The organism is Polaromonas sp. P3_C2 (assembly GCF_056402675.1).
The window spans coordinates 1-8,704 of record NZ_JBFUGX010000102.1 but is presented as its reverse complement, the minus strand read 5'-3'; the positions used below and the strand labels follow the sequence as shown (position 1 = coordinate 8,704).

The window sequence follows — 8,704 nt, the reverse complement described above, 5'->3', positions numbered from 1 at the left end:
GGCGTAGGCGCTGGCCCAGGCCCACTGAAAGTTGTAACCGCCCAGCCAGCCGGTGACGTCGACGACTTCTCCGATGAAATAGAGGCCTGGCTGCTTCGATTCCAGGGTCTGGGAGGATAAATCGCGGGTGTCTACGCCGCCAACGGTGACTTCGGCCTTTTTGTAGCCTTCGGAGCCGTTGGGGGTGAGTTCCCAGTCGGCCAGGCGTTGCGCARGGGCCAGCAAGGCCTTGTCGGTGGCTTCGCTGATGGGGCGCTGCAGGGCAGGGTCCCGGCTGACCCATGCGTCGGCCAGGCGGCTGGGCACCAGGGTGGCGAGTTCGTTGGCGATCAGTTTTTTGGAGGTGGCCTTGGCGCGCAGCAGCAGGGCCGGAAGGTCCACGCCGGGTGCCAGGTTGATGCGGATGGGCTGGCCTTCGCGCCAGAAGCTGGAGATTTGCAGGACTGCCGGACCGCTCAGGCCGCGGTGGGTGAACAACAGGTCTTCCGAAAACACGACAGCCTTTTTGCGTTGTTTGGGCGTCGCATCCGCCGGGCTGGTTTCAATCAGCACCGGCAGCGCCAGGCCGGCCAGCTGGGCATAGGGTGCCCAGCCTTCGCCGTCGAAGGTCAGCGGCACCAGCGCGGCGCGCGGCTCCACCAGCCGCAGGCCGAATTGTTTGGCGATGCGGTAGCCGAAATCGGTGGCACCAATCTTCGGGATCGACAGGCCGCCGGTGGCGATGACCACTTGCGGCGCTTCGACCGGCCCGCGATCGCTCTCAATTTGATAGCTGCTTGCGCCATTTCCATAAGGGCTGGAGCCGTATTTGATGCTTTTTATGGTGCAGGGTTGCCAGCGCGTGACATGCCCGGCGTCGCACTCGGCCAGCAGCATGTTGATGACGTCTTCGGCCGAACGATCGCAAAACAGCTGGCCCTTGTGCTTCTCGTGAAACGGAATGTTGTGACGCTGCAGCAACTCGATGAAATCCTGCGGGGTGTAGCGCGACAGGGCCGAACGGCAGAAGTGCGGGTTCTCGCTCAGGAAGTTGGCGGGCGTGGCGTCGCGGTTGGTGAAGTTGCAGCGGCCGCCGCCCGAGATGCGGATCTTCTCGGCCACCTTCTCACTATGGTCGACCAGCAGCACCTTCAGGCCCCGCTGCCCGGCCTGGGCAGCRCAGAACAGGCCGGCTGCACCCGCGCCGATCACGATCACATCGAATTGATGTGTCAAATCAGCCTCTGGGCCAATATGGATGAGCGCAAGCAGCTATAAAAACCATAGCAAATCATGATGAGAAACTTCAGCCCTTCCAGGTAAACGGAAACTTCAGCTGCTTCAAAAAGCCGTTCGGCACGTAGTCGCCCAGCACGCCGTAGCGCTCCGGCCAGAGCCTGGTGCTTTTAACGGCCGTGCCGAAGAGATAGTCGATGAAAGCGTAGTGCGCCGAGTAATTGCGGTCCAGTGCTTCCTGGTCCTGGCTGTGGTGCCAGTGGTGGAAGTTGGGTGTGACGATGACGTAGCGCAGCGGGCCCAAGCGCACGCTCACGTTGGCATGGTTAAAGACCGCCTGGAAACCGACGATCACGATGTAGGCGTCGATCACTTCCTTGGAAAAGCCCAGCACGTAGATGGGTGCCAGGATGAGCGTGCGGGTGATCAAGAGCTCCAGGATGTGCTGGCGCGAGCCGGCGAGCCAGTCCATGCTTTTGGCGCTGTGGTGCACGGCGTGMAGGCGCCACAGAATCGGCACCTCGTGGTAGGCGCGGTGGGTCCAGTACTGCACCAGGTCGGCCACCAGAACGATCAGCAACACGCCACCCCAGAAGGGCAGGCCCTGCACCCAGCCGCGTATGCCGTCGTTGGCAGCCCAGCCGAAGAACTTGTGCACCAGCAAGTTGGTTGCCAGCAACACAAAGCCCACGATCATGTGGTTGACGATGAAGTGGTGAAAGTCGGTTTGCCATTCGGCGCGAAACACCGGCTGCTCTTTGCGCAGCGCAAACAGCTTTTCAATGAAGATGAAGATCAGCGAGGAGCCCAGCAGGTCAAGGATGAACCAGTCCAGGCCGATGTAAGGCGTGTTGTCGGCGAAGTCGTTCACCGGCACCTTGTGCCCACCCAGYAGCGCGGTGGCCACCACCAGCAAAAAGGCGGCACCGGCCAGCCAGCGCGAGCGGTTGAAGATGATGTTGACCAGCGAGATGCCGCCGGCAATCACCAGCGAGGTGAACATCACGATGCGGATCACGTCGACGTTGTAGCTCTTGCGCAGTTCCGGTGTGGTGAGGTATTCGGGGAAGTGAAAGGCCAGCACACCCAGGAAGCACAGCACACCCAGGCTGAGGGCGACCACTCCGCTCATGAGGCCCTTGCCGCGGCGCAGCTCGCCGTGGCTTTCCGTCAATTCATTGAGTTTTTCAAGCATCGCGCCGTTCCCTCTGCTGTTGTTTTGATGTCGGGAGTGTAGCTGTGGGATGAGAGCGCCGTGCAGCGCTTGCCCCGCCTGCACGGCCTCTGGGGGCCGGAGCTTATTGCTTGACGATGACCGGCTGGATCGTGAACACGTTGGGGTTCTTCGGCTCCACGGTGATGCGCACCCAGTGGATCAGCGGGCTGCCGAAAGTTTGCAGGCGGGTGAGGTTGGCCAGCAGCTTGCTGGGGCTGTAGAGGGGCTTGTCGACCTTGAAGAAGTGCGTGTCGCCGTGCACCAGCAACACCTGGCCGGAGAACTGCTCTGTTTCGGCGATGACGCTGCTGATGAAGTTGCGGTATCCGCTGACGCCCGGCGCCTGGCTCTCGTCCCTGTCTTCGGTTTCCGGCAGGTCAAAGCCGGGGTCGGCCTGGATCACCAGCACCAGGCCGCGCGCCTTGCTGGCCTTGGCCTGGGCGAAGGCTTCCTGCAGCCAGCGCACGTTGGCCGCGTCGCGCTCCAGGTATTCGGTGTTGGAGGCTTCGCACTGCGCGGCGGTGCGCGCGCTTTTTTGCGTGCAGTCCTTTTCGTCCAGTATTTTGTTGTTGTTGCTGCCCGGCACATTGAGCGTGGCAAAAATGATGCCGCGATGCGCAAAGCGCGTGTTCTCCACAAACTTCTCGCCCAGGGGGGCCTGGTGAACCAGCGGCAGGGTGCGCTTGCCCAGACTGCGGGTGGTCGGGAACATGGTTTTGCGCAGGTGGGTCAGGCGTTCCAGGGTGTCATAGCCGCCGTTGTTCAGGCGGTGGCAGTCCGTCCATTCGTTGTCGCCGGGTACGTAGATGACGGGCTTGTTCAGCTCGCCGAACATGGTGAGCGCTGCCGCATAGATGTCGTCGGTGCACTTGGAGCTGCCGTCCTTGATGTCGCCGTCGTAAATCGAGAAGGCGATGTCCGACTGGTTGATGCTTTTGAGTAGCGCGGGAATCTTGGGATCGTCGCCGGCTTTTTGGTAGGGCATATCACCCCACAGGCCGAATGAAAAACTTTGCGCTTGCGCAGAGGCCATGCTGAGCGCCAGCAGCGCGACGGCCAGAAAACGGAGGGACATGAATGCTCCAGTCGAAAGACCGGGAGCTTAGGCACAGCGCATGACAGCGGTGTGACGCGTGTTTAGATCGTAAACAGGCGCTTAGGCCACGCGGACTGCGTCAGGATGCGCGGCGGCGAGCGCTATACCGCTGATCACGTCACCCACCACGATGACGGAGGGGCTGACCAGGCCGGCTTCGCGGATGGCGCCGGCCAGCGCGCCCAGCGTGGTGGTGATGTGGCGCTGCGTGGGCAGCGAGGCGCTCTGGATCACGGCCACCGGCGTAGCGGCGGGCAGGCCCGAAAGCAGCTCGTCCTGGATGCGCTCGGAGCCGCTGACGCCCATATAAATCACCAGTGTGAGGCGTGCGCTGTGCGCGGTGGCGGCCAGGGCCTTCCAGTCGGTGCCGGTGTCGCCGGGTTTGGCATGCCCGGTGACAAACACCACGCCATGCGCGTGCTCGCGGTGCGTGAGCGGCACGCCCAGCGAAGTGACGGCGGCCAGGCCGGCGGTGATGCCGTTGATGATTTCCACTTCAATGCCCGCGGCGCGCAGGTGTTCAACTTCTTCGCCGCCACGGCCGAAGATGAATGGGTCGCCGCCCTTGAGCCGCACGACCTCTTYGCCTTCGCGCGCGGCCATCAGCATGAGCTTTTCAATAAAGGCCTGCGGCGTGGACTTGCAGCCGCCGCGCTTGCCCACATACACGACGCGGGCCTCGGGCCGCGCAAACGCCACAATCTCGTCGCTGACGAGGTCGTCCACCAGCAGCACGGTGGCGCGCTGGATGGCTTTCAGTGCCTTGAGGGTCAGCAGTTCCGGATCGCCGGGGCCTGCGCCTACCAAAGTGACTTTTCCGTTGTTCATGATGTCGTGATGTGAGGCTGCTTGATTTGAGGGAGCAAGTGCAAGATATGTTCCACCTGACGGGCGATCGAAGGCGGCACAGGCAGGTCGCCTGCGAGCACGGCGCGAATGTAGTCCGCTGTGGCGGCTGCGTCCACTGTTTTGGGAAAGTCGGGAATGGAGGCCAGCGTGCCGGGCTGTGTCTCTTGCAGCAGTGAGCGCTGCCCGCCGACGAAGGCTTCCATCTGCGGCATGCGGCGCGCATCGGCCACCACTTCGCCTTCGGTGCCGCGCAGCAGCAGCGCATTGGCGCCTGTCAGCTCAAAGGTTTGCGCCATCGACACCGCGTATTCCGGGTGTGTGTAGCTGCTGACGACCAGGCTTTTGCCCAGGCAGGGCGTCATGATCTTGACCAGGCTGTGTGCCGGGTTGCGCAGGCCGACCGCGCGGCGCACGTCCAGCAGGCGTTTCAGCGCCGGCAGCAGCAGCTCGGTCGGGGCAAACACCACCTCGCCATTTGCTATCTTTTTAATAGCTGCTTGCGCAGGTATATCTAGGGCCAGGAGCACTTCTGATGCAAAAACCCGGCTCGATTCGGTGGGTGTGCCGTGGATAAGCACTGGAACGCCCTCACGCGCCAGCAGCAGCGCCAGCAGCGGCGTAAGCACCGGCAACTTGCGCGCGCCGTTGTAACTGGGCAGCACCACGGTGGGGCTGTCGCTGACGGGCAGGTGATTGAGGCGCTGGTGCAGCGCATCGAGGAAACCCGCCATCTCTTCGGGCGTTTCACCCTTGATGCGCATGGCCAGGCAAAAGCCGCCAATTTCGAGATCGGTCACCGTGCCGTCCAGCACCTGGCCCATCAGGTCGGTGGCTTGCTCGCGCGACAAAGCGCGGGCGCCATCCTTGCCGCGACCGATTTCCTTGATGTATTGGCTAATGCCCATAAAGGTGATTGTCCGCTAACGCAGATAACTTTTCGTTATGAACTTAAGCCACTTGCCGGATGGGGATCACGGTACGGGGTGCTGAAGGTGGAGCGTCGTTGCGCGACGACCGCACCCGGCGCTTGAGTTCCGGCACGCACGAACCACAGTTGGTGCCGCACTTGAGCGTGGACTGCAGGGACGCCAGCCGCTCTTCGTCGGTGCCCAGGTGGCCGGCCCCGCCGCCGCCGGTTGCCAGTAGCGACAGGTGTTCGTCAATGGCCATGTCGCTGACGTTAAAGCAGGTGCACACCGGCTTGCCGCGCGACTGCACCGCCACCGGTGGCCTGGCGCCGGGCAGCAACAACAGGCGGCCGTAGGACTGCGCGGCCAGCTCGTCCTGCAGCAGGGTTTTGATCCAGGCCTGGGCGCTGGTATCTCCCGCCAGCACAAAGCCTGCGAGGTGGGCGTCGCCTCCGTTGCGCACCAGGCGCATGGTGCGTCGCTGGCCTTTTTTGCGGTCGGCGTAGCGCAGCACATCGGCCGCATCCAACCCGAGGATGCGTTCCAGCGCGGCCAGTGTTTCGTCAGGCGGCGCCTCATGGCTGGCCGCGCGAAACAGCACGCCGGTGCGTTCGAGGCTGCGGTCGGCCAGCGGTGTGTTGTTGGAAAACGGTACGCAGCTGGTGAAGGGAAATTGCGCCATCAGCGGCTTGAGCTGCTCACGCGCCGCCAGCGCATCGCCCTCGGGCAGCCAGGCCATCGCCAGCAGCGTCCACGGCATTTCGGCTTTCAGGATCTTCACCGCAGCGTGCTTGAGTTCGGGTTGTTTGGAGCTGGGGCAATAAGCCGAGGTGGTGAGCGCATTGACACCCGCCAGCGGTGTGCCGCCGGTCGACTGGCCGCTCAAATACTCTTCGCCCCAATGCATGGCGATAAAGGCCTGGCTCACCGCCACCTCGGGTGAGGCCTGCAGCGGCACCACGATGGAGCCGCGCTTGGATGTCACATGCACCAGATCGCCGTCTTTCAAGAGGCGCCGCGCCATGTCCTGCACATTCATTTGCACGCAGGGCTCGGCCACGTGGCCGAACAGGCGCCCCAGCGTGCCGGTGCGGCTCATGCCGTGCCACTGGTCGCGCAGCCGTCCGGTGGTCAGGGAAAACGGATAACGTGATTCGCGTGGTTCGGCCACCGGCTTGTAGACGGTGTTGACAAAGCGGGCCTTGCCATCGGTGGTGGGGAAGATGCCGTCTTCATACAGCCGCACTTTGCCGGCCGTATCGCCCGGCTTGAAGGGCCACTGCTGCGGCCCATCGTCCAGAAGGGCGTAGCTCAAGCCGGTGATGTCGAGGTCGCGGCCGCGGGTGGATTCGCGGTGTTCGTTCCAGATGGTTTCCGCGCCGGTGGCTTCATCGGTGAGTGAATAAGGGAAGAGGGTAGTGCCGCTTGCCGTGCGGCCGGGCAGCAGCTTCTCAAGCCGCTGGGCAAAGTCCACCGCAATCGACCAGTCATGCCGCGTTTGCCCCGGCGCAGCCACGGCCGGCCGCACGCGGCTGATGCGGCGTTCGCTATTGGTCACCGTGCCGATTTTTTCGCCCCAGGTCGTGGCCGGCAGCAGCAGGTCGGCGTAGTCGCAGCTCGACGTGGTGGAAAAGGCCTCCTGCACGATCACCAGTTCGGCGCGCTCCATCGCGCGGCGCACCGTGGCCTGGTMGGGCATGGACTGAGCCGGGTTGGTGCAGGCAATCCACAGTGCCTTGATCTCGCCGTCCGCCGCGGCCTGGAACATTTCAACAGCTGTCTTGCCCGGTGTCTCAGGCACAGAGGGGATGCCCCACAGCGCAGCAACTTCGGCGCGGTGATCGGGGTTGGCCAGGTCGCGGTGCGCGCTCAGCAGGTTGGCCAGGCCGCCCACTTCGCGCCCGCCCATGGCATTGGGCTGCCCCGTCAATGAAAAGGGGCCGGCGCCCGGTTTGCCGATCTGGCCTGTGGCCAGGTGGAGGTTGATGAGTGCGGCATTCTTGGCGGTGCCGCTGCTGGACTGGTTCAGGCCCTGGCAGTACAGGCTCAGCGTGGTGGCCGAAGTGGCGAAGAGTTTCGCGGCAGCCAGCAGGTCTTCTTTTTTGATGCCGCAGGTCTCGGCCACCAGGTCGGGCGTGTAGTCGCGCACCGTGGCCTTGAGCGCGTCAAAGCCCGTGGTGTGCGCCGCAATGTAGGCCGCGTCAACCCAGCCTTCCCACAGCATGATGTGCAGCATGCCGTTAAAGAGCGACACATCGGTGCCCGGCTGTATACCCAGGTAGAGGTCGGCGATCTCGGCCGTGTCGGTACGGCGCGGGTCGCAAAAAATGATTTTCATCGCCGGGTTGGCCGCCTTGGCGTCTTCAATGCGGCGAAACAGAATCGGGTGCGCATAGGCGGTGTTGCTGCCGACAATGAAAATGCACTGTGCGTGGTTCACGTCGTCGTAGCAGGCAGGCGGTGCGTCTGCGCCCAGCGTTTGTTTGTAACCCGCCACCGCGCTGCTCATGCACAGGCGCGAGTTGGTGTCGACGTTGTTGGTGCCGATCAAACCCTTGGCCAGCTTGTTGAAGACGTAATAGTCTTCCGTCAGCAATTGGCCTGAAATGTAAAAACCGACCGCATCGGGCCCATGCTCGCGGATGATCTGCGCAAAGCTTTCGCTGGCAAAGCCGAGCGCGTTGTCCCAGGACACCGGCTTGGGCGCTTCATGCCGATGTTCGCGCCGCATCGGCTGCAGCAAGCGCGTCTGTCGCGTAACGGCCGCCGTCGCGGTCAGCGCCAGCGTTGAGCCCTTGGTGCACAGCCGCCCGAAATTGGCCGGGTGATCCGGGTCACCGCGTACCCCGGTGATTTCGTCGCCTTGCGACTCAATAATCACTCCACAGCCRACACCGCAATACGGGCAAGTTGATCGGGTATCAGTCATGAATGTTCAGGGAGCCTTCGTGTTTATTCCGGTGATGCGGTTTATGCCGTGTGAGGCGCCTGCACGCTGAAGCTCTCATCACCCAATGCGCCACTGGTTGCACCCGGGCCGGCGCGGGGGGGGTGCAAATCCAGCGCCAGCGTGTCCAGCTCGACAGCGTCGAGGAAGACCTGGCCTGTTTCCACCTTGCAGGTGAATTTGGGCGTGCAGCCTTCGTCGGGCTGCTTGGCGCAGCCGTCCGCCAGGCCGATGGTCCAGTTGTGCAGGGGGCAGGCCACGCTGGTGCCGAACACGATGCCCTGCGACAGCGGGCCGCCCTTGTGCGGGCAGCGGTCCAGCAGCGCAAACACCTGGTCCTGGTCATTGCGGAACACGGCCACGTCAATACCTTTGGCGCGTGAGACACGTCGCGAGCCGAGCACCGGGATGTCGGTGACCAGGCAGATTTTTTTCCATTCAGACATAGTGATCTCTCAATTCAGGCTTAAGAC

At 63.2% G+C, this 8,704-nt stretch carries 7 protein-coding genes; all 7 read right to left on the bottom strand.

Features of this window, described 5'->3' with window-relative positions:
• Window positions 1–1,215 (bottom strand): BaiN/RdsA family NAD(P)/FAD-dependent oxidoreductase (locus tag AC1DWI_RS06615; protein ID WP_477724564.1); only part of this gene is annotated, 1,215 nt, incomplete at its 3' end.
• Between the two features lie 70 nt (window positions 1,216–1,285).
• Window positions 1,286–2,410: a sterol desaturase family protein gene (locus AC1DWI_RS06610; protein ID WP_477671569.1), complete on the bottom strand. Its 1,125-nt coding sequence runs from the start codon at window positions 2,408–2,410 to the stop codon at window positions 1,286–1,288.
• Window positions 2,411–2,513: 103 nt separating this feature from the next.
• The gene (locus AC1DWI_RS06605) at window positions 2,514–3,506 is read right to left on the bottom strand and encodes a hypothetical protein (RefSeq protein ID WP_477671570.1); all 993 of its coding nucleotides are present in this window, start codon (window positions 3,504–3,506) and stop codon (window positions 2,514–2,516) included.
• Window positions 3,507–3,587: 81 nt separating this feature from the next.
• Window positions 3,588–4,355, bottom strand: coding sequence for a uroporphyrinogen-III C-methyltransferase (cobA, locus tag AC1DWI_RS06600; protein ID WP_477724563.1), 768 nt, complete (start codon window positions 4,353–4,355; stop codon window positions 3,588–3,590).
• Window positions 4,352–5,281, bottom strand: coding sequence for a DNA-binding protein YbiB (gene ybiB, locus AC1DWI_RS06595; protein WP_477671572.1), 930 nt, complete (start codon window positions 5,279–5,281; stop codon window positions 4,352–4,354). Before ybiB ends, cobA begins: the two co-directional genes overlap by 4 nt.
• A 43-nt stretch (window positions 5,282–5,324) precedes the next feature.
• A complete protein-coding gene (locus AC1DWI_RS06590; RefSeq protein WP_477724562.1) occupies window positions 5,325–8,213 on the bottom strand; it encodes a nitrate reductase in 2,889 nt (962 codons plus the stop codon).
• Between the two features lie 41 nt (window positions 8,214–8,254).
• Window positions 8,255–8,677 carry a nitrite reductase small subunit NirD gene (gene nirD / locus AC1DWI_RS06585; protein ID WP_477671574.1) on the bottom strand — a complete coding sequence of 141 codons (423 nt, stop codon included), beginning with the start codon at window positions 8,675–8,677 and terminating at the stop codon, window positions 8,255–8,257.
• Window positions 8,678–8,704 lie beyond the last annotated feature (27 nt).